The organism is Micrococcus sp. EWR3.9.1, assembly GCF_052615555.1.
Window position 1 is genome coordinate 135,483 of sequence record NZ_JBQXFD010000002.1, and the last position, 25,813, is coordinate 161,295.

Sequence of the window (25,813 nt, forward strand, 5' to 3'; positions counted from 1 at the left end):
CCCCATCCTGCCCTACGCAGTGGCGCCGGACACAGCGTGTCCCCAGGCGGTCCTGGAAGGAGGGGGCTACCGCCCGGTAATGTGAGCGGCATGACATCTTCACCCGTCGCGGTCTCGCCCCTGCTCCAGCCGATCACTCTGGGCCCCCTCCGGCTGCCCAACCGGGTGGTCATGGCCTCGATGCACATGGGACTGGAGGATCGGCACGACGACCTGCCGCAGCTGGCGGCGTTCTACGCGGAGCGGGCACGCGGCGGCGTCGGGCTCATCGTCACCGGCGGCCTGGGCGTCGTCCCCGAGGGCACGGTGACGCTGGGCGGGGGGATGCTCGCCAGCGAGGAGGACGCGCGCGCCCATCGCGTCGTCACGGACGCCGTCCACGCAGCCGGGGGCAGGATCCTCGCCCAGCTGCTGCACGCGGGACGCTACGCCCCCAGCCCCGACCTGGTCTCGGCCTCCGCGGTGCGCGCCCCGATCTCGCGGCACACGCCCCGGGAGATGACGGCCGCGGACATCGAGCGGACCGTGAACGCGTTCGCACGCGCGGCCACGTTGGCCCTGGAGGCCGGATACGACGGCGTGGAGATCATGGCCTCGGAGGGCTACCTCCTCAACCAGTTCCTCGCCCCGGCGACGAACCGACGCGCCGACGAGTACGGGGGCGACGCCGAGCGCCGACGCCGGTTCCCGGTCGCGGTGGTCGCGGCCGTGCGCGAGGCGCTGGGGGAGCGCGGCGTGCTCTCGGTGCGCACCTCGGCGGCGGACCTCGTCCCCGACGGGCAGACGCGCGCGGAGATCGCGGACACCGCCCGGGCCTTCGAGGCCGCCGGAGCGGACGTCCTGATGACCGGCATCGGGTGGCACGAGTCGCGTGTGCCGACCATCGTGACCTCCGTGCCGCGCGCCGCGTTCCTCCCCGCCTCGGCTGACCTGACCGCCGCCGTCGACATCCCCGTGATCGCCTCCAACCGGCTGACCACCCCCGCCGAGGCGGAGGAGGCGCTGACGTCCGGGGCCGCCGCGCTCGTCGGGCTGGCCCGGCCCCTGCTGGCGGACCCCGAGTGGATGGCCGCGATCAGCGACCCGCGCGCTCGGACCCTGACCCCGTGCATCGCCTGCAACCAGGCCTGCCTCGACCACGTGTTCACCGGGGCCAAGGTCTCGTGCCTGATGAACCCCCGCGCCGGGCGAGAGACGGAGCCGGAGTACGCCGCGCCCGTCCCGGTGGCCCTCGGTCGCCGGCGCCGGATCGCCGTGGTCGGTGCCGGGCCGGCGGGCCTGACGGCCGCGGAGCGTGCGGCCCGGTTCGGGCACGAGGTCACCCTGTTCGACCGGCACGCCGAGCCCGGTGGGCAGTTCCGGCTCGCCCGCCGCATTCCCGGCAAGGAGGAGTTCGGTCCGGCGCTGGAGCACCTGGCGGCCCGCGCTGAGGCATCCGGGGTGACGCTCGTGACCGGGGAGGAGGTCTCCGCACAGGCACTCCTGACGGACGACGGACAGCCGGGTTACGACGAGGTGCTCCTCACCACCGGCGTGCGGCCCCGGCCGGTCGCTCTACCCGGGACGGGGGAGCCGGGTGCGCCCGCCGTCCACGCGTACGACGACGTGGTCCTGGGGCACGTCGACGTCGGCCCGCGCGTCGCGGTGATCGGCGCCGGCGGCGTGGGCGTGGATGTCGCCGAGGCCCTGGCAGCCGGCACCGAACGGCCGGACGGGACACCCGAGACGCAGGCGCACTGGCGGGCCCGCTGGGGCGTGGCCCTGACCTCGGAGACGCCGGGCCAGCTCGCGAAGCCGGCCGCGGCCCGCCCCGGACGCGAGGTCCATCTGCTCCAGCGCAGCCCCGGACCCATCGGCGCCCGACTGCGTCCCACCACCGGCTGGGTGCACCGCGCCGAGCTGCGGCAGCACGGGGTCCAGCTGCACTCCGGTGTGACCTACGAGGGCGTCGGCCCCGACGGTCTGCGCGTGACCGCGCCGTCGCCGGAGGACCCCGAGGCCCGCGTGGCGCTGACCCTGGACGTGACGGACGTCGTCGTGTGCGCCGGGCAGGTGTCCGAGACGGATCTCGTCGAGGACCTCGTGGCCGCGGGCTACGCGCCGGAGGCGGTGCGCCTGATCGGCGGGGCGGCCGAAGCCCGCGAGCTCGACGCCTACCGGGCCATGGACCACGCCGTGCGGGCCGTGCAGGGCTGAGCCGCGCCGCCGGCCGGCGGGCCCTCGCGGGCGAGCGACGTCGGGGCTACGGTCGGGGCATGGCTCTCATCTACACCGCACGCCTGGACCCGGACAAGCCCGAATGGATCCGCCGCCGCCTCGTGGCGCACGGACTGCCCGCGGACGTGACCGCCGAGAAGGTCGGCTCGTACCGGTTCGACGATCCCGCCGGCGAGATCGGCGTCGAGTCGATGCTCGTGCGCGTGGGGGACCAGCTGTATCAGACCGCGTTCGCCTACCGAGGCGACGCACCCCTCGAGGGGGACGTCGTGGCCGAGGCGGAGCACTCCGTCCTGGGACACCGCTGGGTCGTGGACGCCGCCACCGACCCGGACGCGCGCCGCATCCTCGCGGCGGGCGTGCGCGGCGAGATCCCGCAGGCCCGACTCGAGATGCACGACGAGTCCGGGACCTACCTCGAGACGCGCGCCCCGGACCTCACCCTCCGCGTGATCGGCGCCGATGCGACGGGGGAGCTCGAGGTGCCGGTCGAGCTGTCGGAGACGGATGAGGCGGACGTCGACGGCCCGCGATGCCTGATCGCCGAGGGAGACGGTGTGCGGGCCGTCGTCGCGCGCCTTTCCTGAGGGGCGGTCCGCGCGGTCAGAGGCCGCGCGGACCGCCCCAGAACCGCAGCCGGCGATGGCTGGTGAGCGACATGTACAGCGCGATGCACCAGCCGAGGACGGTCCACCCGGTGAGCAGGTTCACCCAGAACACCGCCCACACGGTGGACGCGCTGGTCGGTCATGATCGTCATGGGTCCAGGCTACGCGCGAGACCCGCCGCGCGGCGCCCCGCCTGCCGTTCTGTGGTGCGCCGATAATGTACATTATGTCAACTAGCCCGTTCTTCGCCTCCCCTTCGAGCGCCACCCTGCGTGGCACGCGCTGCGTCGTAAGCTGGGCAAGGTGGCCGCGCCGGGCGGTACAGACGCCGCGTGCCGGGGTTCACTCCCCCGGGTCTGCAGACAGCCTTTCCAGCAACGGCAGGACAGCCGACACCGCCGTCCGGCTCTCGTGCCAGAGCCCGTGCCGCAACCGGGAATGGACGGCCTGCTGACTGATCCCGAGCTCCGCCGCCGCCTCTCGCTGACTGGCACCGGCTTCGACCAGCCGCCCCGCTGCATGCTGGTCACCGGACCGGCGCCGTTCCACCGTGGCGACCAGCTGCAGGGTGGCCTCCGCACAGCGCAGATCAGCCTCTCCGCCGGCCTCCGCGGCGCGGCCCGGGCCACGTCCGTGCGGCAGCACCAGCCGTCCCGGTGCCCGCCGGGCGCGTCGTCGCTCGGCTGGAGTCAGGTGTGATAACGATGAGTTTTTGTCGGAGGCACCCTCGGGATTCAGCAGCACCGCCCAGGACCCGGTCCGCACGGCCCACAGCGCCAGGCCCACCGCAGCCGTCATGTCGTCGAGGACGACGGCCAGCTCGCCGTCGTGCGACGCCGCCTCGCCGTCCGGGTCGGATTGGTCGACACGCCACGCCGCCGAGGTCACAGCCGCGTCCGGGCGGGGATCGTCGAGCAGCGCCGCTGCCAGACGTCGGGCGTCGTCGGCCGTGGCGGCGGTCGGTCGGATGGGCACCAGATGCACGGACACCATACAGAGAGCCTATCTCTGACAATTGTCCTGTCTTGTCGTAGGGCGCGTCCGCCGAGCCGCCCCTGGCCGGACGCTGCGTCCGGACGAGTCGGTGGGCCAGACTGGATGCATGACGTCCTCCCCCTCCGCCCGTCGTGCCGTGCCCGCCGAGCACCGTGACCCGCGCGGCGCCCTGCCGGCGCTGTCCGTCGACCTCCTGCTCACCCTCCTCTTCGTGGCCCTGGGCCAGGGGCAGCACGCGACGGAGCGCGGGCCGCTGGGGCTGCTGGTCACGGCGGCGCCGTTCCTCGCGGGTCTCCTGCTCATGACCGGGCTGACCTCCGGACACCGGACCTGGGCCCGCGTGTGGCCCCACGGCGTGATCGTGTGGCTGGGGACCGTCGCCGTCGGGATGGTCCTGCGCGTGGCCTTCGGCCTCGGTGGCGCACCCGTGTCCTTCGTGCTCGTGGCGCTCGGGGTGCTGGGCGTCCTGCTCCTGGGTCGCCGGGCCGTGACCGCCTGGCTGGTGCGCCGCACCCGGAGGTGAGGGGTCGGCGCGCGGCTAGGATCATCGCGGACACCGGACCCGCAGCATCGAGGAAATGAGGACCGCCCGTGGTCACCGCCATCGTCTTGATCAAGACCGACAAATCCAGCATCCCGGAGACCGCCGAGACCCTCGCCGCGCTCGAGGGGGTCGGGTCGGTCTACTCCGTGACCGGCGCGTGGGACCTGGTGGCGATGGTCACGGTGCGCCGCTACGAGGACCTCGCCGACGTGATCGCCGACCACCTCTCCAAGGTCGACGGGATCCAGGACACCGAGACCATGCTGGCCTTCCGGACCTACTCGTCCGAGGACCTCGGCGAGGGATGGGCGCTCGGCTTCGACTCCTGAGCATCCTCTCGACGACGGGCCCCACCTCGCCGGTGAGGGCCCGTGGTCGCACCATCAGGACCGGGAGAAGGCGACCCAGCGGTCCAGGACGTCACGCGCGGCGCCGGAGTCGATCGACTCGGCGGCCCGCGTCATGTTGGCCGCCAGTCGCTCCATCAGCGGAGCGTCCGCGTCGCGGTCCCAGGCCGTCAGGCCCGCGGCCGCGTTGAGGAGGACGGCGTCGCGGATCGGGCCCTTCTCCCCCGCCAGCAGAGCGCGGACGAGGGTCGCGTTGTAGGCGCCGTCCCGCCCGGCCAGAGCCTGGACGGGGGCCAGGTCGATGCCCAGCTCCCGGGGATCGAGCTCGTGGGTGCGCACACCGTCCCGGACCTCCATGACGGTCGACGGCCCCGACGTCGTGATCTTGTCCCGGCCGTCCGCCCCGCGGAAGACGAAGCCGCGCACCCCCCGGTCCGCGAGCACCTGGGCGAGCAGCGGGACCATGGCCTCGCTCGAGCAGCCCAGGGCCTGGGCGGTGACCTGGGCCGGATTGCTCAGCGGGCCGAGGAAGTTGAACACGGTGGGCACGCCGAGCTGCTTGCGCACCGGGGCCACGTACTTCATGGACGGGTGGTAGTTCTGGGCGAAGAGGAACGTGATGCCCACGGCCTCGGCGCACTCCTCGGCCTTCCGGGCCGGCATGGACAGGTCCACACCGAGGGCCTCGATCACGTCGGCCGCGCCGGCCGTGGACGAGGCGCCGCGGTTCCCGTGCTTGACGATCCGCGCGCCCGCGCCGGCGGCCACGAGCGAGGACATCGTGGACAGGTTCACGGTGCCCAGGCGGTCGCCGCCCGTGCCCACGACGTCGAGGGTCTCCCCCGGCACGTGCACCGGGTTCGCCGCCTGCACCATCGCCTCGGTCAGGCCACGCAGCTCCGGCACCGTCACCCCCTTGGCGGCCAGGGCGAGGAGGAATCCGCCCACCTGCCCCTCGGTGGCATCGCCGGCCATCATCTCCCCCATGGCCCACGCGGCGACGTCGTCGCTGAGGTCCTCACCGACGGTGAGGGCGCGGAAGACCTCCGGCCAGGAGGTCCCCAGGACTGCTGCGGTGTTCTCGGGGGTGCTCACGCACTGAGCCTAGCGGCCCGGCCGCACCCGGCACCGCGTCGTGTCATGCGCCGCCCGCCGTGAACCTGGACATCCCCTGGACGCCAGCCCCCGACTGACACTGAAACCCCCCGACGGTGCTGACGACCTGTCCTGCGACACGGTAGGTTCGATTTACCGCCCGGGCGGTGTTTGGGGCCATAATGGCTGGGTGACCACAGCTAACCCCACTCTCCATCAGCCCACCACGGGGCTCCCGAGCCGGCCGAACATGGTGCAGGTCGGGACCATGGTGTGGCTTGCCAGCGAGCTCATGTTCTTCGGTGGGCTCTTCGCCATGTACTTCACCCTTCGCTCCACGTCTCCGGAGCTCTGGGCCGAGCACACCGCGATCCTCAACGTCCCGCTCGCCGCGGTGAACACGACGATCCTGGTGCTCTCCTCCGTCACCGCCCAGTTCGGCGTCCTCGCCGCCGAGCGCCTTCAGCCCCGCCGCACCGGCGGCTTCCTGCAGTTCGGGAAGTGGGGCATGGTCGAGTGGTTCATCCTGACCTTCATCATGGGCTCGATCTTCGTGGCGGTGCAGTCCTACGAGTACGCGGTCCTCGTCTCCGAGGGTGTGACCGTCGCGGCGAACGCGTACGGCTCGGCGTTCTACATCACCACCGGCTTCCACGCCATCCACGTGACCGGTGGCCTGATCGCGTTCCTCTTCATCATCGGCCGCGCCTACATGGCCCGCCGCTTCGGCCACCACGAGGCCACGTCGGCGATCGTCGTGTCCTACTACTGGCACTTCGTGGACGTCGTCTGGATCGCCCTGTTCTTCATCGTCTACTTCCTGAAGTAAGACGACCCCCACTCACCGCACCGACTTCAGGCCAGGGCCGGCAGCATGAGCGGCCCGCCCCGGAAGAGAACGATAGGAAACCCTCGTGAAGGCACTTTCGCAGAACCGACGCCATCCCCTGATGGGGCTGGCGCTCCTCCTGCTGGGACTCCTGGTGACCGGCGGACTGTACTCCGTCGCGAGCACCGTGAACCAGGCGCAGGCGGCCACGCAGGTCACCGCGGCCGCCTCGGCTGATGACATCTCCGAGGGCGAGAAGCTCTTCAACGCGAACTGCGCCTCGTGCCACGGCACGGGTGCCGCGGGGGGTCCCTCCGGCCCGTCCCTGATCGGTGTCGGCGCCGCCTCCGTCGACTTCCAGGTGGGCACCGGCCGCATGCCGATGCAGATGAACGGCCCGCAGGCCCCGGCCAAACCGAACCAGTTCAACGAGGAGCAGACCGCTCAGCTCGCCGCCTACGTCGCCTCCCTCGGCGCCGGCCCGGCCATCCCAGAGGACGAGTACCTGGATGTGAACCACGAGGACGTGGACATCACCCGTGGCGGCGACCTGTTCCGCATCAACTGCGCCATGTGCCACAACGCGGCTGCGGCCGGCGGTGCGCTCACCCGCGGCAAGTACGCCCCGTCTCTGCAGGGCGTGGACGAGAAGCACATCTACGAGGCCATGGAGACCGGCCCGCAGAACATGCCGGTGTTCTCCGACTCGAACATCAAGCCCGAGGACAAGCGCGACATCATCGCCTACCTCAAGACCATCGAGAACCAGGGCTCCCCCGGCGGCCTCACCCTCGGCTCGCTCGGCCCCGTCTCCGAGGGCCTGTTCATCTGGACCGCGGGCCTGGCGCTGATCATCGGCTTCATGGTCTGGCTCACCAGCCGATCCTCCTGATCCCATCGGCGCAGGCGCGCCGACCACCCGTCATCGACATTCATCACTCGAGTAAAGGAAACAGGACATATGGGCGAGAAAGGCTTTGAAGGGACCGAGCACCGCTCGGGTTCCCTCGAGCACGCCGGCGAGGACGCGCCCCGGTACGCGATCGACAACCCGGGCCTGCCTCCGCACCGTCCGCGCCTGGCCGATGAGGATCCGAAGGCCGCGAAGCGCGCCGAGCGTCAGGTCTCGGTCATGTTCCTCATCTCCATCGTGGGCACGGTGCTCTTCTTCATCGGCTACTTCGGTGTGGGGCAGATCGGCAACGGTGAGGCGTTCAGCAAGATCTACCTGCAGAACCTGCTGCTCGGCCTGGGCACCGCCCTCGCCATGTTCGGCATCGGCATCGGCGTGGTGCACTGGGCCAAGACCCTGATGCCGGACCACGAGACCGTGGAGGACCGTCACGAGATCCGCTCGGAGGACGACCGCGTGGCCGCCACCGGGATGATCTCCGAGATCCTGGACGAGTCGCAGATCAAGCGCCGCCCCCTGCTGCGCAACACCCTGATCGGCGCCGCCCTGCTGGCCCCCCTGCCGTTCATCGCCGTGTTCCGCGATCTGGACGACTCGGACAATTTCTCGGACCAGGAGGCTCACAACTTCGGCCCTGAGCGTCTGCGCCACACCATGTGGGCCGAGGGCGTGCGCCTCGTGCGCGACCCCACCGGCTCCCCCATCAAGGCCTCGGACGTCACGCTCGGCTCCGCCGTGCACGTCATCCCCGACGGCCTGAACGACCTGGGCCCTGACAAGCTCAACCAGAAGGCCAAGGCCGTCGTCCTGCTCATGCGCCTCGACCCGGCCAAGGTGAAGATCACCCCGGGTCGCGAGGACTGGAACGTGGACGGGATCTTCGCCTACTCCAAGGTCTGCACGCACGTGGGCTGCCCGATCGCCCTGTACGAGCAGCACACCCACCACCTGCTCTGCCCCTGCCACCAGTCGACCTTCGACCTGACGCAGGAGTGCAAGGTCATCTTCGGCCCGGCCAGCCACGCGCTGCCGCAGCTGCCGATCACCGTGGACGACGAGGGCTACCTCGTGGCCCAGAGCGATTTCCATGAGCCCGTCGGGCCTGTCTACTGGGAGCGTGGCTGACACCTATGAGCACCACCGTGAATGAGTTCCAGCCGGCGACCACGACCGGCCGCATCGCCAACTTCGTCGACACCCGCATGGGCATGTCGCCGATCGTGAAGTTCTTCGGCCGCAAGATCTTCCCGGACCACTGGACGTTCATGTTCGGCGAGGTCGCCCTGTACAGCTTCGTCATCCTGCTGCTGTCCGGCGCGTTCCTCACCCTCTTCTTCGACCCCTCCATGTCGGAGGTCGTCTACGACGGGGCCTACGCCCCGCTGCGCGGCATCGAGATGTCCGCGGCCTACGCCTCGACCCTGGACATCTCGTTCGACGTGCGCGGCGGCCTGTTCATGCGCCAGCTGCACCACTGGGCGGCGCTGATGTTCGTGGCGGCCATGTCCGTCCACATGCTGCGCGTGTTCTTCACCGGCGCGTTCCGTCGCCCGCGTGAGCTGAACTGGCTGGTCGGCTGCTTCCTGCTGATGGCCGGCTGGGCCGCCGGCTTCACCGGCTACTCCCTGCCCGACGAGGTGCTCTCCGGCAACGGCCTGCGCATCATCGACGGCATCCTGAAGTCGCTGCCGCTGGTGGGCACGTACCTCTCCGCCTTCTTCTTCGGCGGCGAGTTCCCCGGCCACTCGGTCATCGGCCGCCTGTACGCCCTGCACATCATGATCGTGCCGGCCGCCATCCTGCTGCTGATCGGCATCCACCTGTTCATGGTCGTCGTGCACAAGCACACCCAGTACCCGGGCCCGGGCCGCACCGAGGACAACGTGGTCGGCTACCCGGTGGGCCCCGTGTACGCGGCCAAGGCCGGCGGCTTCTTCTTCATCGTGTTCGGTGTGCTCGCGCTCATCGCCTCCACGGTGACGATCAACGCCAACTGGAACTACGGCCCGTACGATCCGTCCCCGGTGCAGGCCGGCACCCAGCCCGACTGGTACATCGGCGTGTTCGACGGCGCCCTGCGCCTCATGCCGGGCATGATCGGCGACTACTCCTTCCTCTGGAACATCCCGATGCCGTGGGGCTCCTCGGTGTCCCTGCCCATGGGCGTGCTCGTGCCGCTGATCCCGGTCGGCGTCCTGCTCGTCGGCATGTGCACCTGGCCCTGGATCGAGCGGTGGATCACCAAGGACAACACTGAGCACCACCTGCTCGACCGTCCGCGCAACGCCCCGGCCCGCACGGGCATCGGCGTGGCCGCCGTCGTCTGGTACTGCGTCATGTGGGCGGCCGCGTCCTCGGACCTCATCGCCACCCACTTCCGCCTCTCCCTGAACGACGTGCTGTACGTGCTGCGCGCGCTGTTCTTCCTCGGCCCGGTGATCGCCTTCATCGTCACCCGCCGCATCTGCCTCTCCCTGCAGCGCAAGGACCGTGAGCTCGTGCTCCACGGCCACGAGGCCGGTGTCATCGAGATGTCCCCCGAGGGCGGCTTCCACGAGCGGCACCGTCAGCTCACCGACTACGAGCTGTACCGCCTGGTGTCCTTCGAGGATCGTCGCCCGGTGCCGGCCATCCCCGGCCGCAACGGCAAGGTGGGCATGCTGGAGAAGGCCCGTGCCGGCCTGAACCGCATGTTCTACCAGGATCGCGTCGCCCCGGTCTCCCGCGAGGAGCTGGTGGAGGCCCGCACCCACGGCCAGCACGGCCACGAGGAGCACCCCGTCGAGCTCGAGCACGGCTCGCACGCCCCTCACCTGGATCGCTGATCCCGAGCGGCTGATTCCCTGACGAAGGGCCCCACGCACCATGGTGCGTGGGGCCCTTCGACGTTCCCAGGGTGACCTCGAGGACGCGCTGCCCTGAGCAGCCCCGACGCCGCGGCGCGCATCGGCCCGCATGGACGGCGAAGGGTTCAGGCCCGCCGGTCCCGGGCCACCCCCGTGGGCCTGCCCAGCGTTTCCCGCCAGCCTGGGACGTGCCCGGCCCCTGCTGACGGCCACGTGCCCGGTTCCGGACTCCCAGGTGCCGCGGGCCCGTGCCCGACGGTGTGTCCTGGCGGCGGGGGCTGTCCCGGCAGGGTGGCCATCCGCCACCCCTGGGCCCCGAGATGGACGACGGCCCGGATGCAGGCCACGGCGTCACGGTCAACATGGTGGGCACCGGTGCAGAGCCAAGCCGTACTCCGCTGCACCGATGCACCGATGCACCGATGCACCGATGGTGATGATGAGGCCCATCGCCGCAACCACCGGCCAGCCCTTTCTTCCTGACCGAGGAGCTGTCGACAGTGCGTGGCAGGTGCCCGTGCGGACGCGGCCACGGGCTCTCCGGAGGCCGGGCCGGCCCCGCCCCCTCGGACGGTGCAGAGGGGGCGGAGGGGGCCTCGTCCGGCGCCCACCGAAAGTGTCACCCTCACCTCGCCACGTGGACCGTCACAAGCGACGGCCCTGCTGGCCTGCACCCCGTGCGACTCCCCTGCCCGGTCTCTACGTGACGAGGCTCGTTCCGGCCGCTGAGAGCGGCGTAGGAGTCGCGGGCACGGGCATCAACGGGACGCGCGACGGGACGGCCCATTCAAGTGCCGCCGCGGCACGCAGACGTCGTCATGGGCAGCGCGGTGAGGCGCTCCTGGCGCGCCGCTGACTCTGCGCGGCGGTCGATGCCCGGGCCTACGCAGACCACGAGACAGCGGGACGGGCCACCAGGCGAACCCTTCACCCGGGCACCACGCCTGGCCCCCGAGCGGCGAGTAGGCCGGTCGCCGTGACCGGCCCCGCGGCGCAGGAGCTGGCTGCCCGCGACGGCGCCGTGTCGCTCCGCAGCACACGCGGCATGAAAACGCCGCAGGCCGGACCCCAAGGGGTCCGGCCTGCGGCGTTCGACGACGGTCGGGTCAGTGGGCGTACTTGCCCCGAGAGAACTCGTAGACCCACCCGAAGGTGAAGTAGGCGCCCGCGATGACGCCGATGATGAAGATCCACCAGCCGACGGCCAGACCGGTCACGATGATCGCGCAGGCCAGGCCGAGGCCCAGCGGCCACCAGCTCCAGGGAGCGAAGGTGCCGTAGGTGCCGGCGTAGTCGGCGATCTGGCCGTCCGCATCATCGGCGGGCCCGACGCCGTACTTCCGCTCGGTGACGTTCAGGTACCACGCGATCATCCAGGACATCCCGCCCACGGCGTAGATGGCCGGGATGCCTGCCCACTCGGTCCACTCGACCCAGAACCCGTAGAGGGTGGCGGCTGCGATGAAGAACAGGCCGATGATCCAGAAGATGTTGGCTGCGACCTTCACTGGGCGACCTTCTCTCCGAAGGCCTCAGACGTGTTCTGAGGCGAGTGCGGGAAGAGCTCCGGGTGGTGCAGATCCAGCGCCGGACGCTCGGAGCGGATGCGCGGCAGGGAGTGGAAGTTGTGCCGCGGCGGCGGGCACGAAGTGGTCCACTCGAGCGAGGCGCCGAAGCCCCACGGGTCGTCCACGGTGACCTTCTTGCCATAGCGCGAGGTGATGTAGACGTTCCAGAAGAACGGGATCAGCGACGCGCCGAGAACGAAGGAGAACACCGAGGAGAACGCGTTCATCGCCTGGAAGCTGTCCTCCACCATGTAGTCCGCGTAGCGACGGGGCATGCCGATGACACCGAGCCAGTGCTGGATCAGGAACGTGCCGTGGAAGCCCACGAACAGCATCCAGAACTGGATCTTGCCGAGACGCTCGTTCAGCATCTTGCCGGTGAACTTCGGCCACCAGAAGAAGAAGCCGGCGAACATCGCGAACACCACGGTGCCGAAGACGACGTAGTGGAAGTGCGCCACGACGAAGTACGTGTCGGACACCTGGAAGTCCAGGGGCGGCGACGCCAGGATGACGCCGGTCAGGCCACCGAACAGGAAGGTGACCATGAAGCCGAGCGTCCACAGCATCGGGGTCTCGAAGGTGATCGAACCGCGCCACATGGTGCCGATCCAGTTCACGAACTTCACGCCGGTCGGGACCGCGATGAGCATGGTCATTACGGAGAAGAACGGCAGGAGCACGGCGCCGGTCACGTACATGTGGTGCGCCCACACCGTCACGGAGAGCGCGGCGATCGCCGTCGTCGCGAACACGATGGACTTGTAGCCGAAGATCGGCTTGCGGGAGAACACCGGGATGATCTCCGACACGACGCCGAAGAACGGCAGGGCGATGATGTACACCTCGGGGTGGCCGAAGAACCAGAAGAGGTGCTGCCACAGGATGGCGCCGCCGTTCTCCGGGTTGAAGATGTGGCCGCCGAAGCGACGGTCCAGGCCCAGCGCGAAGAGCGCGGCGGCCAGCGGCGGGAACGCCATCATGATCAGGATGCCGGTGATGAGCGTGTTCCACGTGAAGATCGGCATGCGCCACATCGTCATGCCAGGAGCACGCATCGTCAGGATCGTGGTGATGAAGTTGACGCCGCCCATGATCGTGCCGAAGCCCTGGAGGACCAGACCGAACACCCAGAGGTCACCGCCGACGCCCGGCGAGTACGTGGTGTTGGAGAGCGGGGCGTAGGCGAACCAGCCGAACGAGGCCGCACCCTGCGGGGTGAGGAAGCCGGCGGTCGCGATGAGCGAGCCGAACAGGAAGAACCAGAACGCCAGGGCGTTCAGACGCGGGAAGGACACGTCCGGAGCGCCGATCTGCAGCGGCACCAGCACGTTGGCGAAGCCCACGAAGAGCGGGGTCGCGAACATGAGCAGCATGAGCGTGCCGTGCATGGTGAACAGCTGGTTGTACTGCTCCTTCGTCTGCAGGATCTGCATGCCGGGCTCGAAGAGCTCCGCGCGGATCATGAGGGCCATGACGCCGCCGATGCAGAAGAAGATGAAGGACGTGATCAGGTACATGTACCCGAGCACCTTGTGGTCGGTCGTCGTCAGCCAGCTGACGACGATCTTGCCCAGCGAACGGGGCACCACACGAGGCTGCGCCTGTGAGCGCACCTCATCCGTTGCGTACTCGTAAGTGGTCATCAGTGGCTACCTCCACCGCGGGGGGTCTGGAGATCGCGCTCCATCGTCCCGGCGCCGTCAGGGTTGTTGTTGGGGTTGCGGCTGTACTCTTCGCCCACCTGACCCGGCTCCATCTCCTCGAGGCGGTCCACGAACTCGGCCTCGTCCACGACCTCGACGTTGAAGAGCATCTCGGAGTGGTACTCGCCGCACAGCTCGGCGCACTTGCCGTCGTAGCTGCCCAGCTCCTGGGGGGTCAGGTAGAGGTGGTTGGTCTTGCCGGGGATCATGTCGCGCTTCTGGAGGAACTGCGGGATCCAGAAGGAGTGCGCCACGTCGCGGGACTTCAGCTCGAAGTGCACCGGCACGTCGTTCGGCAGGTACAGGACCGGAAGGGTGTCACGCACGCCCTCGGTGCCGTCCAGCTGGGCCTGGATGCCGGAGTAGTGGGCCTCGATGACCTCGCCGTTCTCCTGCTCGTAGGAGTAGTTGAAGTCCCAGGACCACTGCTTGCCGTACACGGTGACGGTCAGCGGCGAGTCGTCCACGGGGCGGTCGACCTCGGTCTGGACGCGGTCGGTGAAGCCCCAGAGGGTGAAGACCGTCAGGATCGGGATGGCCGTGAACATGGTCTCGAGCGGCACGTTGTAGGCCGTCTGCTTCGGGAAGCCCTGGTCGTTCTTGCGGCGGCGGTAGGCCACCATGCACCAGATCATGGCGCCCCAGACGAGCAGGCCGACGACCATGGCCGCGATCCAGGAGTTCACCCACAGGTCGGTGAGCTGGGCGTTGTGGTTGGTGGTGTCCCGGGTGCCGGGGTACCAGCCGCGCTGGACCTCTGCCGAACAGCCGGTCAGCACCAGGAGCGCCGTGGTGCCCACGGCACCGGCGGTCCAGCGGCGGCGAGTCCGACGTCCGGCGTCATTCTGTGCTCTCACAGACGGCCTTCCTCTTCATCTCGTGTGCGAGGGGCGTCCCCGCTCCCCCGGCGATTCGGCGACTTCTCGCAGCGTCCTCGCAGGGAGCACGGGTATGCCCTGATGATTCAGAGCCAGTCTACGCCGAAACGCGCGGATTCTCCGCACCGTGACACGTGCCGATCGTGTCTGGGAGTCGGGTCCGAGCATCCTGGGCACGGTGCCCGGGCACGACGACGGCGGGCCGACCGAGGCCGACCCGCCGGTTCGTGGTCCGAGGCGCTCCGGGCGCCCGCAGATCAGTGGAAGGAGTCGCCGCAGGCGCAGGAGCCGCCCGCGTTGGGGTTGTCGATCGTGAAGCCCTGCTTCGAGATGGTGTCCTCGAAGTCGATGGTCGCGCCCATGAGATAGGGCACGCTCATCTTGTCGACGATCACCTCGACCCCGTCGTAGTCACGGACGGTGTCGCCGTCGAGGACGCGCTCGTCGAAGTAGAGCTGATAGATCAGGCCGGAGCAGCCGCCCGGCTGCACGGCGACGCGCAGCCGCAGGTCCGTGCGACCCTCCTGCTCGAGCAGCGAGCGCACCTTGCCGGCCGCCACGTCGGTCAGCTCGACCTCGTGCGGGGGCAGGCCCTCGGCGTCCTGGGTTGCGCCGATCTCGACGCCGGTCTCCTCTGCGGACAGAGCCATCGTGACCTCCTCAGATCATGGGGCGCGGACGGGGCCGTCACGCGCGTGTGGTCTCCCGGGCAACACTAGCCGCCCACGGGGCATTCCCGGCCCGCCGCACCGACGGGCCGGGCGGCGCTCACGCGGAGAGCCGCGCGAGCCAGAGCGCCTCGGCCACGACGGCCCGCTTGAAGTCGTCGATGTGCAGCGACTCGTTGGCCGAGTGCGCCCGCGTGTCCGGGTCCTCCACGCCCGTGATGAGGAGGGTGGCCTCCGGGAAGACCTCGGCGAGGTCCGCGGTGAACGGGATGGAGCCGCCCATGCCGATCGCCCGGGGCTCGACGCCCCAGGCGTCCTCCAGGGCGGCCATCATCGCGGCCGCGGCGGGGGCCGAGGTGTCCGTCGTGAACGGCTGACCGAACTCCCCCTCGGTGACCGTGATCTCCGCGCCGAGCACCGCCGCGGACTGCGCCTCCAGGTGGGTGCGCAGCGCCTCGAAGGCCTCCGCGGGCTCCATGCCGGGGCCCAGGCGCAGCGAGAACTTCGCGCGCGCCGCGGGCTGGATCGTGTTCGAGGACTCCGCGACCGAGGGCGCGTCGATCCCGATGATGCTCAGCGCGGGAGCGTTCCACAGCCGGTCCGCGACCGGGCCGCGGCCGGCCAGGGTCACCCCGTCCAGCACGCCCGCGTCCGCACGGAAGACGTCCTCGGGGTAGTCCAGGCCCGCGGTCTGCCGCGGCTCGAGGCCGGGCACGGCGACCGCGCCGTCCGCGTCGTGGAGCGTGGCGATCAGCCGCGAGAGCAGGACGACGGCGTCCAGGACCGGCCCGCCGAACATGCCGGAGTGCACGGCGTGGTCGAGCACCCGGACGGTCACCGTGCCGTCCACCAGCCCGCGCAGGGAGGTGGTCAGCGCGGGCTCCCCCACAGCCCAGTTGGACGAGTCCGCGACCACGATCGCGTCGGCGTCGAGGCGCGCCCGGTGCTTCTCCAGGAAGGTGCGGAAGGTGGGCGAGCCGGCCTCCTCCTCGCCCTCGATGAAGACGCGGACGCCGACGCCGGCGTCGGGCAGGACGTCCCGCAGGGCGGCGAGGGCGGCGAGGTGGACCATGATGCCGGCCTTGTCGTCGGCGGCGCCGCGGCCGTACAGCCGCCCGCCGCGCTCGGTGGCCACGAGCGGCGGGGTGTCCCAGAGGTCCTCGTCCCCGATCGGCTGCACGTCATGATGGGCATAAAACAAGACAGTGGGCTTGTCAGAGGTGCCGGGCTTCTCGCCGATCACCGCCGGCCCGCCGGGCCGGTCGTCGTCGCGGATCTCGGACACAATCTCTACATCCTGCAGGCCCGCCTCGCGCAGCAGGCCCGCGACGGCCTCCGCGGACCGCTCGAGCTGGGCGCGGTCCGCGGAGTCCCAGGCGATGCCCGGGATCGCCACGAGGTCGGTGAGGGTCTGGAGGGTCGTCGGGAAACGGGCCTCGACGGCCTCACGGACGGCGGAGACGAGGGCCGCGTCCTGCGGCGCACGGGAGGTGATGTCAGTCATGACGGCCAGCGTAGACGGCGGCCGGGCCGAGGGCCGCGCCTCCGGCCAGGCCGGACGCGCCCCACCACTAGACTGGACGGGTGTTCAAGCGAGACAAGACCCCCGAGACCGCGCCCGCCCCCTCGACTCACGGCTCCTCGGCCGCTCCCGCCGAGGGCGCCGCCGTGGCCGAGGCCGGGCCGCGCGACCGCTCGCAGGGCAAGAAGGGCCCGACTCCACGGCGCCGCGACCAGGAGGCCGCGCGCCGTCGCACCCTGGTCCCCGAAGATCGCAAGGCGGCCCGCAAGGCCGAGCGTCAGGCGATGGCCCAGGAGCGGATGCGCCAGCGCGCCGCGCTGGAGACCGGGGACGAGCGCGGCCTCCCGGCACGCGACAAGGGACCGCAGAAGCGCTGGGTCCGTGACTACGTGGACGCGCGCACCGGCATCGGCGAGTGGCTCATGCCCGTCGTCTTCGCCTACGTCCTGCTCATGTTCATCCCCGGCCGCGAGGCGCAGCTGATCCTGATGATCAGCCTGTACGTCCTCGTGGCCCTCGTGCTCATCGAGAGCTTCCTGGTCAGCCGGCACATCAAGAAGGGCCTGACGGAGCGCTTCGGCACGCCGGAGCCCGGGACCGGCTTCTACGGCATCATGCGGGCCCTGCAGTTCCGCCGCCTGCGTCTGCCCAAGCCCCAGGTCAAGCGGGGCGAGTACCCCGCCTGACACGACACCGCGCCACGGCCCGGACCCCGGTGGGTCCGGGCCGTCGCGGCCCCGGCGAGCAGACCGTCAGCCCCGCAGGGACCGCGCCAGCCCGGCGGTGATCCGGCCGGCCCAGAACGGCCCCTCGTAGAGGAACGCGGTGTAGCCCTGGACGAGGTCCGCGCCCGCGTCGAGCCGGGCCTGGACGTCGTCGGCGTCCGTCACCCCGCCCACGCTGACGACGGCGGTGCCCGTCGGCAGCGCCGTCCGCAGGACCTCCAGCACCCGCCTCGACCGCTCCTGGAGCGGGGCGCCGGACAGGCCGCCCGCGCCCAGGGCGTCCACGTCGGCACGCGGGGTGCGCAGGCCCTCCCGGGAGACGGTCGTGTTGGTCGCGATGACGCCGTCGAGCCCAAGGCGCTCGGCGAGCGCCCCGACGGCGCGCACGTCGTCGTCCGCCAGGTCCGGGGCGATCTTCACGGTCAGCGGCACGCGACGGTCCGGGACCGTACGGTCGGCCTCCTCGCGCACCGCCGTGAGGATCGGCTCCAGCGCGTCGATCTCCTGCAGCTGGCGCAGCCCCGGCGTGTTCGGCGAGGACACGTTGACCGTCAGGTAGTCGGCGTGGGGCGCGAGCAGGCGGGTCGAGGCCCGGTAGTCGTCCGCCGCGTCCTCGAGGGGGACCACCTTGGTCTTGCCGATGTTCACGCCCAGGACCGGCCGGGCCGGGCCGAAGCGGCGCTCCAGTGTCTGCCGGGTCCGCGCCAGGCGGGGGGCGACGGCCGCCGCGCCGTCGTTGTTGAAGCCCATGCGGTTGACCAGCGCCCGGTCGTCCACGAGACGGAACAGTCGCGGTTGCGGGTTGCCGGGCTGCGGCTGCGCCGTGATCGTGCCGACCTCGATGTGGCCGAACCCGAGGTCGGCCAGGGCGGCGGTCCCCCGGCCGTCCTTGTCGAACCCCGCGGCCAGGCCGAAGGGCGTCGGGAACCGCAGGCCCATGACCGTGCGCGCGAGCAGCGGGTCCGGGCGGAAGGCGGCGCGCAGGGCGGCGGACGCCCCGGTGCGCTCGACCAGCCGGATCGCGTCGAAGCCCCGATGGTGCGCCTGCTCCGCGTCCATGCCGCCGAACACGGCACGGAAGAAGGGCGGGTACAGGCGAGGCGCGCGGGAGGTCAGGATGCCGTCGACGGCGGACTTGGGATCAGGCAGCTGCATGCCCCCATCCTCGCACGGGCCTACCGCCCGCCCGGGGTCCTCCTACAGTGGTCGGATGGCCCGTGACCCGCTCCAGCCGCCGCCCCCGGACCCCTCCGCCCCGCACGGCGCACCCGCCGGCGGACCGACGGAGGAGGACACCCGCCCGTTCCTCGACGATCCGCCGGGCCTGGGCTGGGTCCCGGACGGGCTGCCGGGCTTCGAACGATGCACGCTCGGCCTCGACACCGATGAACAAGGACAGAACCTTGTCACAGTGGTGCGTCCGCGCACCGACGCCGCCCGTGACCCGGCCCGGCGACCCATCCTCTCGGTGCACGGCTGGAGCGACTACTTCTACAACGCCCCGCTCGCCCGCGCGTTCGAGGCCGCCGGCTACGCCTTCCACGCCGTCGACCTCCGCCACTACGGCCGCTCGCTGCGCGCGGGACAGACGCCCGGCTGGACGGACGACCTGGCCCGCTACGACGCGGACCTCGAGGCCGCGTTCGAGACCATCGCCCAGGACCACCCGCTGCCGCCCATCCTCATGGGACACTCCACCGGCGGGCTGATCGCCGCGCTGTGGGCGGACCGGAATCCCGGCCGCCTCGCCGCGCTCGTGCTCAACAGCCCGTGGCTGGAGATGCAGGGCAGCGCGGGGGTGCGCCTGCTGGCGAAGTCCATCGTGGGGCCCGTCTCCGCCATGAAGCCCTACGCCATGCTCACACTGCCGCGCATCGACCACTACTGGCGCACCCTCTCGGACCAGGCCGAGGGCGAATGGGACCTGCACCCGCTCTGGCGTCCCCCGCACGCGTTCGAGGTGCCGGCCGCCTGGCTGAGCGCGGTCCTCTCGGGGCACCGGGCCGTGGCCGGGCGGCTCCACGTCACCGTGCCGATCCTCGTGCTCGTCTCCGCGCGCGGGCATCGGGGCACGTCCTACGCCGAGGCGATGCTGACCTCGGACATCGTCCTGGACCCCGACGCCATGGCCCGCCGCTCCCTGCGGCTCGGCGACCGGGTGACCGTCCACCGGCTCCCCGACGCGCTGCACGACGTGTTCGCCTCCCCCGCGTCGGTGCGCGAGGCGGCCGGTGCCGCGACGCTCACGTGGCTGGGGGCCTACGCGCCGCCGTCGGCGTCCGAGGCCGAGTCCGGCGCGCCGGACGACGGCGCCGGCTGAGGGGTGTCCACGGCGCCGCCGTAGCGGCGGTCCCGTCGGGCGTAGGTCTCGACGGCGGCCCACAGGGTCCGCCGGTCGACGTCCGGCCACAGCACGTCCAGGAACAGCAGCTCCGCGTAGGCGGACTGCCACAGCAGATAGTTGGACAGGCGCTGCTCCCCCGAGGTCCGCAGGAACAGGTCCACGTCCGGGACGACGTCGACGTCCTGACCCGTGCGGAAACCGCGGTCGAGGTAGCGGGTGATGACGTCCTCGCTGATCTCCCCCGGCCGCATCCGGCCGGCCCGGACCTCTTCGGCGATCGCCTGGACGCCGTCCAGGATCTCGGCCCGGCTGCCGTAGTTCACGCACATGTGCAGGGTGGTGCCGGTGTTGTGGCGCGTGAGCTCCTCGGCCTCCTGCAGCTCCCGGATCACGGGGGTCCAGAGGCGCGGGGCCCGCCCGTTCCACCGGATCCGCACGTTCCACGAGTGCAGGGTGTCCCGCTGCCGGCGCAGCACGTCCCGGGAGAAGCCCATGAGGAAGCGCACCTCCTCCGCCGAGCGCCGCCAGTTCTCCGTGGAGAACGCATACGCGGACACGTGGCCGATCCCCAGCTCCACCGCCCCGGCGACGACGTCCAGCAGGGCCGCCTCGCCGGCCCGGTGGCCCTCGGTGCGGGGCAGGCCGCGCTGGTTGGCCCACCGCCCGTTGCCGTCCATCACGATCGCCACGTGCCGGGGCACGAAACGCGGATCGATCCGCGGGGCGACCGCACCCGAGGGGTGCGGCGGCGGGGGCTGCGGGGCACGGTCGGCGCTCATGGTCTCCTCTCGACGCGCGGGGCGGGGAGGCCGAGGTCCTGGTCCAGGACGGACAGGGACACCAGGCGCCGCTCGGCGTGGAACTGCAGGTACGCCGCCACGATACCGGCCGCCTCTCGGCGGGCGGGGCCCCCGGAGGCGTCCGCGGTGGCCCAGTCCCCCGCTGCAAGGGCCGAGAGCAGATCGAAGGTCTCCGGGGCCGGGTGCGCGGCACCGGGTGGCCTGCACTCCGGGCAGACGGCCCCGCCGAGGCCCACGTGCAGCGCCGTGTGCGGGCCGGGGGCGCCGCAGCGGGCGCACCGGTCGAAGGTGGGGGCCCAGCCGGCCTGGGCGAGCGCGCGCAGCAGGAACGAGTGCAGGATCAGCCGCGGGTCGTGCGCGCCACGGGCCAGCGCGGCCAGCGCGCCGTGGAACAGGCGGTACTGGGCGCGCCGGCCGTCGTCGTCGACCGCGGGGACCCGCTCGACGGCCTCGGCGAGGGCGCCGGCGACGGTGTAGGCGTCGTAGTCGGCGGCCAGCATCGTCGCGTACGGGTGCAGCAGCTGCGCCTGGCTCACGGTGTGCAGCTCGCCCCGGCCGCGTGCGAGCTGGAGCGTGGAGTGCATGAACGGCTCCACCACCGAGCCCAGCCGGGAGGATGTCTTGCGCACCCCCTTGGCCACGGCCCGGACCAGGCCGTGCTCGGGGGTGAGCGCCTCGACGATGCGATCGGCCTCCCCCAGACGGTGGGTGCGCAGCACGATGGCCTCGGTGCGGAACGAGTTCGCCGCGTAGCCGCCGTGCCGCGCACCCCGCCAAGAGGAGCCGGAGCCGCTCACGCGCGCAGGGCGCGGTTCACCGCGGACACCACGGCCTTCAGCGAGGCGGTGGTGGTGTTGTGGTCCAGGCCGACGCCCCAGAGGACACGGTCGCCCACGGCCGCCTCCACGTAGGCGGCGGCCATGGCCGCGCCGCCCTCGGACAGTGCGTGCTCGGAGTAGTCGAGGACGCGGACGTCCACGCCCTCCTCGCCGAGGATGCGCAGGAACGCGTCGATCGGGCCGTTGCCCTGCGCCGCGCGGGTCTGTGTGACGCCGTCGACCTCGAGCTCGGCCTCCATCCGGAACGCGCCGTCCTCGCCGGAGGCCGAGGAGACCGAGCGGAGCCGGTAGCGGCCCCACTGCGCCTCGGCCGCGTCGGCGGGCAGGTACTCGTCCTGGAACACGCGCCACAGGTCGGCGCCGGAGACCTCGCCGCCCTGGGCGTCGGCCAGATCCTGGATGACGTGGGAGAACTCGATCTGCGCGCGGCGCGGCAGGTCCAGGTTGTGCTCGGACTTGAGCAGGTAGGCGACGCCGCCCTTGCCGGACTGCGAGTTCACGCGGATGACGGCTTCGTACGAGCGGCCGATGTCCTTCGGGTCGATGGGCAGGTACGGCACGGCCCACGGGATGCCGTCCACGTCCGTGCCGGCCGCCTTCGCGTCGACCTCCATGGCCTCGAAGCCCTTCTTGATGGCGTCCTGGTGGGAGCCGGAGAAGGCCGTGAAGACGAGGTCGCCGCCCCACGGCGAGCGCTCGGGCACGGCCAGCTGGTTGCAGTACTCGACCGTGCGCTTGATGTGGTCCATGTCGGAGAAGTCGATCATGGGGTCGACGCCCTGCGAGTACAGGTTCATGCCCAGCGTCACCAGGTCGACGTTGCCGGTGCGCTCGCCGTTGCCGAACAGGCATCCCTCGATGCGGTCCGCCCCGGCCAGGTAGCCCAGCTCGGCGGCGGCCACGCCCGTGCCGCGGTCGTTGTGCGGGTGCAGGGAGAGGAGGAGCGAGTCGCGGTGCTCCAGGTTGCGGTGCATCCACTCGATCGAGTCGGCGTACACGTTCGGGGTGGACATCTCCACCGTCGCCGGCAGGTTCAGGATCATCTTGCGGTCGGTGGAGGCCTCCAGGACCGTGGCCACCTCGTCCGAGATGCGCCGGGCGAACTCGAGCTCGGTGCCCGTGTAGGACTCGGGCGAGTACTCGTAGGTGATCTGCGTGCCCTTGAGCTGCTCCTCGAACTTCTTCACCAGGCGCGCGCCGGAGGTCGCGATGTCCACGATCCCGTCCTCGTCCTGCCGGAACACCACGCGGCGCTGCAGCACCGACGTCGAGTTGTACAGGTGCACGATGGCCCGGTCGGCGCCCTCGAGCGCCTCGAAGGTGCGCTCGATCAGGTGCTCACGGGACTGGGTGAGGACCTGGATGGTGACGTCGTCCGGGATGTGGTCGCCCTCGATGAGCTGGCGGACGAAGTCGTAGTCGGTCTGCGAGGCGGAGGGGAAGCCGACCTCGATCTCCTTGAAGCCCATGCCGACGAGCAGCTGGAACATGCGCAGCTTGCGCTCGGGGCCCATGGGGTCGATCAGGGCCTGGTTGCCGTCGCGCAGGTCCACGGCGCACCACAGCGGCGCCTTCTCGATGACCTTGTCCGGCCAGGTGCGGTCCGGCAGGGCGACCTCGATCTGGTCCTGGAACGGGACGTACTTGTGGAACTTCATCCCCGACGACTTCTGCAGGTGGGCGCTCATGCGTGTTCTCCCTCGACGTGCGCGCGGCGGGCGCGCGAAAGGTGGGTGGTCGGTGGCCGGACCGGGAGGTCAGGGGCTCCGCACGGGGTGTCCGGTCCGGTGGGAGGCGTCCTGCCTCCGCATGCGCTCAGGCGGCGTGGATCACGGCCTGGCACGGGGACCGTGCGGCCGGGAAGTAGCAGGCGGGCCGTGGCCGGCGCTGTCGTCGCGAGGCGGAGGGACATGCCCCCGACCCTAGCACCGAGGTGGGCCGGGCCACAGGAGGCCGTCCCCGTGTGACGCACGACGACGGCGGCCCGCTCCGGCGCGTGCGCGCCCGGGCCGGGGCCTCGGGCTCAGAAGCCGAGTCGGCCGAGCTGTTTGGGGTCGCGCTGCCACTCCTTGGCGACCTTGACCCGCAGGTCCAGGTGCACCTTGGTGCCGAGCATGCGCTCGATGCCCGCCCGCGCCTGCGCGCCGATCTCACGCAGCCGGGAGCCGCCCTTGCCGATGATGATGCCCTTCTGGCTGTCCCGCTCGACGAAGACGTTCGCCCACACGTCCATGAGGGGCCGATCCGCGGGGCGGTCCTCGCGCAGGGACATCTCCTCGACCACCACGGCCACCGAGTGCGGCAGCTCGTCGCGCACTCCCTCCAGGGCCGCCTCCCGGATGAGCTCGGCGACCATGACCGCCTCCGGCTCGTCCGTGAGCTCGCCGTCGGGGTACAGGGGCGGCCCGGCCGGCAGCAGGCCCGCGAAGACGCCCAGGACGTCGTCGACCTGGCGGCCGGCCACCGCCGAGACCGGCACGACGGCCGCGAAGCCCTCCCCGCCGTTCTCCGGCCCGAGGACCTCCTCGCCCAGGGCGGTCACGGCAACGAGCTGGGCCATGAGCTGCTCCGGGCCCACCTTGTCCGTCTTGGTGACCACGGCGACCACGGGGGTGCGGTGCAGGTACGAGAGCTGCTGGGCGATGAACCGGTCGCCGGGACCGATCGCCTCGTCGGCCGGCAGGCACATGCCCACGGCGTCGACCTCGTTGAGCGTCTCCGCCACGAGGTCGTTGAGGCGCTCGCCGAGCAGGGTGCGGGGCCGGTGCAGGCCCGGGGTGTCCACGAGCACGAGCTGGAAGTCCTCGCGGTGGACGATCCCGCGGATGGTGTGGCGCGTGGTCTGCGGCTTGGAGGAGGTGATCGCCACCTTCTCCCCCACCAGCGCGTTGGTGAGCGTGGACTTGCCGGCGTTCGGCCGGCCCACGAGCGAGACGAAGCCGGAACGGAAGCCGTCCGCGGCGCGGGCCGGATCGACGAGATCGGTCATGGGGTCATCCTTGTCAGGCGGGGCGTGGGGTGGGGCGGCCGGCTCAGGCCACGGGGTCGGCGGGTGCGGCGCCGTGGGCCCGCTCCTCGCGCCGGCGCAGCCGCACCGGGCGGTCGGGGGTCTCGGAGACGCGCAGGCGCGCGACCCGGTTGCGGCGGGGCTCGAGGGTGTCCGCGACGAGCTCGATCCCCTGGACCACGACGCGCGAGCCCTGGATCGGGACGCGGCCGAGCTCCTTGGCGAGGAGGCCGCCGACCGTGTCGACGTCGTCGTCCTCGTCCTCCTCCGGCAGCTCGAACTCCTCGCGGAAGTCGTGGATGCCCATGCGCGCGTCGACGGAGTAGACGCCGGGCGCGACGAACTCCACCTCGGGGCGGTCCGGGTGGTCGTCCTCGTCGTAGATCTCGCCGACGATCTCCTCAATGAGATCCTCGAGCGTCACGAGCCCCGCCGTGCCGCCGTACTCATCCACCACCACGGCGACGTGGGTGGAGTCGCGCTGCAGCTCCTGCAGGAGGGTCGCCACGGACTTCGACTCGGGGACGAAGCGGACGTCGCGCATGACCTCGGTGACGGGGGTGTCGGTCGCAGCGCCGTCGTGGTGCAGGGCGCGGGTGACGTCCTTGAGGTGCAGCATGCCCCGGATGTCGTCGGCGTCCTCGCCGATCACCGGGATGCGGGAGTTGCCGGAGCGCAGGAACAGGGCCATGGCCTGGCCGAGCGTGTGGTCCGCGTCGATCGTGACGACGTCGGTGCGCGGCACCATGACGGAGCGGACGATGGTGTCGTTCATGGAGAACACCGACTGGATCAGCTCCGCCTCGGAGTCGGCGAGCACGTCCGCGTCGTGGGCGCGGGCGACGAACTCGCGCAGGTGGCGCTCCTGGAAGTCGTCCTCGTCCTCCGGCTCGACCTCGCGACGGCGCCGGTCCCGGTCCAGGCGGGCGGCGAGCGGGCCCAGGGCTCGGCGGAGCACCCACACGAGCCCGCCGAGGCGGCGGGCGACGGCGGCCTCGTTGCGGGAGCCGATCGGCCGCGGACTCCAGACGCCCAGCAGGGCGGCCACGCCCACGAGCACGACCGCGGCGATCGCCACGGCGAGCCACGTGTCGTCCACCACCGCGTCGGCGGCCGCGGTCAGGCAGACGGCCGACAGGGCCTCGGCCACGAAGCGCCAGACCCGCAGGGCCCCGAGGTGGCTCTCCCGCTCGCGGGCGATCTCCAGGACCTTGGAGCCGGGCTGCTCGCGGACGATGTCCTCCGCATCCCGCCGGGAGAGGTAGGAGAACGCGGACTCGGCCAGGGACAGCGTCCAGGTCAGGCCGAGGAAGACCAGGAAGAGGGCGAAGAGGACGGCGGGTGTCAGCATGGGCGGTGCC

Annotated in this window: 24 protein-coding genes; 10 read left to right on the plus strand and 14 right to left on the minus strand. The window is 71.4% G+C overall.

Annotated elements, in window-relative coordinates:
* The first annotated feature begins 90 nt into the window (after window positions 1-90).
* Together ACUJ8O_RS02215 and ACUJ8O_RS02220 are read left to right on the plus strand one after the other, a co-directional pair.
* Complete coding sequence (locus ACUJ8O_RS02215) at window positions 91-2,196, plus strand: NADPH-dependent 2,4-dienoyl-CoA reductase (protein WP_158184436.1); 2,106 nt, start codon at window positions 91-93, stop codon at window positions 2,194-2,196.
* 59 nt (window positions 2,197-2,255) lie between these two features.
* Complete coding sequence (locus ACUJ8O_RS02220) at window positions 2,256-2,804, plus strand: maltokinase N-terminal cap-like domain-containing protein (RefSeq protein WP_123243833.1); 549 nt, start codon at window positions 2,256-2,258, stop codon at window positions 2,802-2,804.
* Window positions 2,805-2,820: 16 nt separating this feature from the next.
* On the opposite strand, the gene ACUJ8O_RS02225 is transcribed toward ACUJ8O_RS02220, so the two are convergent.
* Both ACUJ8O_RS02225 and ACUJ8O_RS02230 read right to left on the minus strand, forming a co-directional pair.
* Entirely contained in the window at window positions 2,821-2,937 is a 117-nt protein-coding gene (locus ACUJ8O_RS02225) for a superinfection immunity protein (protein ID WP_233569894.1), read from the minus strand.
* Window positions 2,938-3,167: 230 nt separating this feature from the next.
* Window positions 3,168-3,818 (minus strand): hypothetical protein, encoded by a 651-nt coding sequence (locus ACUJ8O_RS02230; RefSeq protein ID WP_123243832.1) that lies wholly within the window; start codon window positions 3,816-3,818, stop codon window positions 3,168-3,170.
* Between the two features lie 109 nt (window positions 3,819-3,927).
* On the opposite strand from ACUJ8O_RS02230, the gene ACUJ8O_RS02235 reads away from it, so the two are divergent.
* Together ACUJ8O_RS02235 and ACUJ8O_RS02240 are read left to right on the plus strand one after the other, a co-directional pair.
* Window positions 3,928-4,344, plus strand: coding sequence for a DUF3054 domain-containing protein (locus ACUJ8O_RS02235; RefSeq protein ID WP_123243831.1), 417 nt, complete (start codon window positions 3,928-3,930; stop codon window positions 4,342-4,344).
* 68 nt (window positions 4,345-4,412) lie between these two features.
* A complete protein-coding gene (locus ACUJ8O_RS02240) occupies window positions 4,413-4,694 on the plus strand; it encodes an Lrp/AsnC family transcriptional regulator (protein WP_123243830.1) in 282 nt (93 codons plus the stop codon).
* A 54-nt stretch (window positions 4,695-4,748) separates the two neighbouring features.
* Here ACUJ8O_RS02240 and trpD read toward each other — a convergent pair whose 3' ends face one another.
* Window positions 4,749-5,807 (minus strand): anthranilate phosphoribosyltransferase, encoded by a 1,059-nt coding sequence (gene trpD, locus ACUJ8O_RS02245; RefSeq protein ID WP_123243829.1) that lies wholly within the window; start codon window positions 5,805-5,807, stop codon window positions 4,749-4,751.
* Window positions 5,808-5,997: 190 nt separating this feature from the next.
* On the opposite strand from trpD, the gene ctaE reads away from it, so the two are divergent.
* From ctaE to qcrB, 4 genes are all read left to right on the plus strand, one after another.
* Window positions 5,998-6,636 (plus strand): aa3-type cytochrome oxidase subunit III, encoded by a 639-nt coding sequence (gene ctaE / locus ACUJ8O_RS02250; protein WP_428842618.1) that lies wholly within the window; start codon window positions 5,998-6,000, stop codon window positions 6,634-6,636.
* An 85-nt stretch (window positions 6,637-6,721) separates the two neighbouring features.
* Window positions 6,722-7,528, plus strand: coding sequence for a cytochrome bc1 complex diheme cytochrome c subunit (gene qcrC, locus ACUJ8O_RS02255; protein WP_123243828.1), 807 nt, complete (start codon window positions 6,722-6,724; stop codon window positions 7,526-7,528).
* A gap of 69 nt (window positions 7,529-7,597) precedes the next feature.
* Window positions 7,598-8,674: a cytochrome bc1 complex Rieske iron-sulfur subunit gene (qcrA, locus tag ACUJ8O_RS02260; protein WP_069941590.1), complete on the plus strand. Its 1,077-nt coding sequence runs from the start codon at window positions 7,598-7,600 to the stop codon at window positions 8,672-8,674.
* Between the two features lie 5 nt (window positions 8,675-8,679).
* Window positions 8,680-10,374 (plus strand): cytochrome bc1 complex cytochrome b subunit, encoded by a 1,695-nt coding sequence (gene qcrB, locus ACUJ8O_RS02265; protein WP_069941591.1) that lies wholly within the window; start codon window positions 8,680-8,682, stop codon window positions 10,372-10,374.
* A 1,127-nt stretch (window positions 10,375-11,501) separates the two neighbouring features.
* On the opposite strand, the gene ACUJ8O_RS02270 is transcribed toward qcrB, so the two are convergent.
* The 5 genes from ACUJ8O_RS02270 to ACUJ8O_RS02290 all read right to left on the minus strand — a co-directional run bounded on the left by ACUJ8O_RS02270 (window position 11,502) and on the right by ACUJ8O_RS02290 (window position 16,719).
* A complete protein-coding gene (locus ACUJ8O_RS02270) occupies window positions 11,502-11,903 on the minus strand; it encodes a cytochrome c oxidase subunit 4 (protein ID WP_036315109.1) in 402 nt (133 codons plus the stop codon).
* Window positions 11,900-13,609 (minus strand): aa3-type cytochrome oxidase subunit I, encoded by a 1,710-nt coding sequence (gene ctaD, locus ACUJ8O_RS02275; RefSeq protein ID WP_095346459.1) that lies wholly within the window; start codon window positions 13,607-13,609, stop codon window positions 11,900-11,902. Before ctaD ends, ACUJ8O_RS02270 begins: the two co-directional genes overlap by 4 nt.
* Window positions 13,609-14,526: an aa3-type cytochrome oxidase subunit II gene (gene ctaC, locus ACUJ8O_RS02280; RefSeq protein ID WP_370448943.1), complete on the minus strand. Its 918-nt coding sequence runs from the start codon at window positions 14,524-14,526 to the stop codon at window positions 13,609-13,611. The genes ctaD and ctaC overlap by 1 nt, the downstream gene beginning before the upstream one ends.
* 278 nt (window positions 14,527-14,804) lie before the next feature.
* Window positions 14,805-15,197, minus strand: a complete 393-nt coding sequence (gene erpA / locus ACUJ8O_RS02285) for an iron-sulfur cluster insertion protein ErpA (protein WP_002854644.1) — start codon at window positions 15,195-15,197, stop codon at window positions 14,805-14,807.
* Between the two features lie 118 nt (window positions 15,198-15,315).
* The gene (locus ACUJ8O_RS02290) at window positions 15,316-16,719 is read right to left on the minus strand and encodes a dipeptidase (RefSeq protein ID WP_095346463.1); all 1,404 of its coding nucleotides are present in this window, start codon (window positions 16,717-16,719) and stop codon (window positions 15,316-15,318) included.
* A gap of 80 nt (window positions 16,720-16,799) precedes the next feature.
* Here ACUJ8O_RS02290 and ACUJ8O_RS02295 point away from each other — a divergent pair, with 80 nt between their 5' ends.
* Complete coding sequence (locus ACUJ8O_RS02295) at window positions 16,800-17,423, plus strand: DUF3043 domain-containing protein (protein ID WP_078025459.1); 624 nt, start codon at window positions 16,800-16,802, stop codon at window positions 17,421-17,423.
* Between the two features lie 66 nt (window positions 17,424-17,489).
* On the opposite strand, the gene ACUJ8O_RS02300 is transcribed toward ACUJ8O_RS02295, so the two are convergent.
* Window positions 17,490-18,617 carry a quinone-dependent dihydroorotate dehydrogenase gene (locus ACUJ8O_RS02300; protein ID WP_123243827.1) on the minus strand — a complete coding sequence of 376 codons (1,128 nt, stop codon included), beginning with the start codon at window positions 18,615-18,617 and terminating at the stop codon, window positions 17,490-17,492.
* Between the two features lie 55 nt (window positions 18,618-18,672).
* Here ACUJ8O_RS02300 and ACUJ8O_RS02305 point away from each other — a divergent pair, with 55 nt between their 5' ends.
* On the plus strand, window positions 18,673-19,782 hold the full coding sequence (locus ACUJ8O_RS02305; RefSeq protein WP_206495813.1) for an alpha/beta hydrolase: 1,110 nt from the start codon (window positions 18,673-18,675) through the stop codon (window positions 19,780-19,782).
* On the opposite strand, the gene ACUJ8O_RS02310 is transcribed toward ACUJ8O_RS02305, so the two are convergent.
* The 5 genes from ACUJ8O_RS02310 to ACUJ8O_RS02330 form a co-directional block, all read right to left on the minus strand.
* Complete coding sequence (locus ACUJ8O_RS02310; RefSeq protein ID WP_049161858.1) at window positions 19,722-20,585, minus strand: isoprenyl transferase; 864 nt, start codon at window positions 20,583-20,585, stop codon at window positions 19,722-19,724. The two genes, ACUJ8O_RS02305 and ACUJ8O_RS02310, sit on opposite strands and share 61 nt — an antisense overlap.
* Window positions 20,582-21,403: a DNA repair protein RecO gene (gene recO / locus ACUJ8O_RS02315; RefSeq protein ID WP_440314634.1), complete on the minus strand. Its 822-nt coding sequence runs from the start codon at window positions 21,401-21,403 to the stop codon at window positions 20,582-20,584. Before recO ends, ACUJ8O_RS02310 begins: the two co-directional genes overlap by 4 nt.
* On the minus strand, window positions 21,400-23,133 hold the full coding sequence (leuA, locus tag ACUJ8O_RS02320) for a 2-isopropylmalate synthase (RefSeq protein WP_206495815.1): 1,734 nt from the start codon (window positions 23,131-23,133) through the stop codon (window positions 21,400-21,402). Before leuA ends, recO begins: the two co-directional genes overlap by 4 nt.
* Window positions 23,134-23,468: 335 nt before the next feature.
* Window positions 23,469-24,434, minus strand: coding sequence for a GTPase Era (gene era / locus ACUJ8O_RS02325; RefSeq protein ID WP_166437570.1), 966 nt, complete (start codon window positions 24,432-24,434; stop codon window positions 23,469-23,471).
* 43 nt (window positions 24,435-24,477) lie between these two features.
* Entirely contained in the window at window positions 24,478-25,803 is a 1,326-nt protein-coding gene (locus tag ACUJ8O_RS02330) for a hemolysin family protein (RefSeq protein WP_445373111.1), read from the minus strand.
* Window positions 25,804-25,813: the final 10 nt, after the last annotated feature.

Bases quoted from the DNA above. Each gene is read 5' to 3' on its own strand.
- ACUJ8O_RS02215 (WP_158184436.1), top strand. From the start codon at position 91: ATGACATCTTCACCCGTCGCGGTCTCGCCCCTGCTCCAGCCGATCACT.
- ACUJ8O_RS02220 (WP_123243833.1), top strand. From the start codon at position 2,256: ATGGCTCTCATCTACACCGCACGCCTGGACCCGGACAAGCCCGAATGG.
- ACUJ8O_RS02230 (WP_123243832.1), bottom strand. From the start codon at position 3,818: ATGGTGTCCGTGCATCTGGTGCCCATCCGACCGACCGCCGCCACGGCC.
- ACUJ8O_RS02235 (WP_123243831.1), top strand. From the start codon at position 3,928: ATGACGTCCTCCCCCTCCGCCCGTCGTGCCGTGCCCGCCGAGCACCGT.
- qcrA (WP_069941590.1), top strand. From the start codon at position 7,598: ATGGGCGAGAAAGGCTTTGAAGGGACCGAGCACCGCTCGGGTTCCCTC.
- qcrB (WP_069941591.1), top strand. From the start codon at position 8,680: ATGAGCACCACCGTGAATGAGTTCCAGCCGGCGACCACGACCGGCCGC.
- ctaD (WP_095346459.1), bottom strand. From the start codon at position 13,609: ATGACCACTTACGAGTACGCAACGGATGAGGTGCGCTCACAGGCGCAG.
- erpA (WP_002854644.1), bottom strand. From the start codon at position 15,197: ATGGCTCTGTCCGCAGAGGAGACCGGCGTCGAGATCGGCGCAACCCAG.
- ACUJ8O_RS02290 (WP_095346463.1), bottom strand. From the start codon at position 16,719: ATGACTGACATCACCTCCCGTGCGCCGCAGGACGCGGCCCTCGTCTCC.
- ACUJ8O_RS02300 (WP_123243827.1), bottom strand. From the start codon at position 18,617: ATGCAGCTGCCTGATCCCAAGTCCGCCGTCGACGGCATCCTGACCTCC.
- ACUJ8O_RS02305 (WP_206495813.1), top strand. From the start codon at position 18,673: ATGGCCCGTGACCCGCTCCAGCCGCCGCCCCCGGACCCCTCCGCCCCG.
- ACUJ8O_RS02310 (WP_049161858.1), bottom strand. From the start codon at position 20,585: ATGAGCGCCGACCGTGCCCCGCAGCCCCCGCCGCCGCACCCCTCGGGT.
- leuA (WP_206495815.1), bottom strand. From the start codon at position 23,133: ATGAGCGCCCACCTGCAGAAGTCGTCGGGGATGAAGTTCCACAAGTAC.
- era (WP_166437570.1), bottom strand. From the start codon at position 24,434: ATGACCGATCTCGTCGATCCGGCCCGCGCCGCGGACGGCTTCCGTTCC.
- ACUJ8O_RS02330 (WP_445373111.1), bottom strand. From the start codon at position 25,803: ATGCTGACACCCGCCGTCCTCTTCGCCCTCTTCCTGGTCTTCCTCGGC.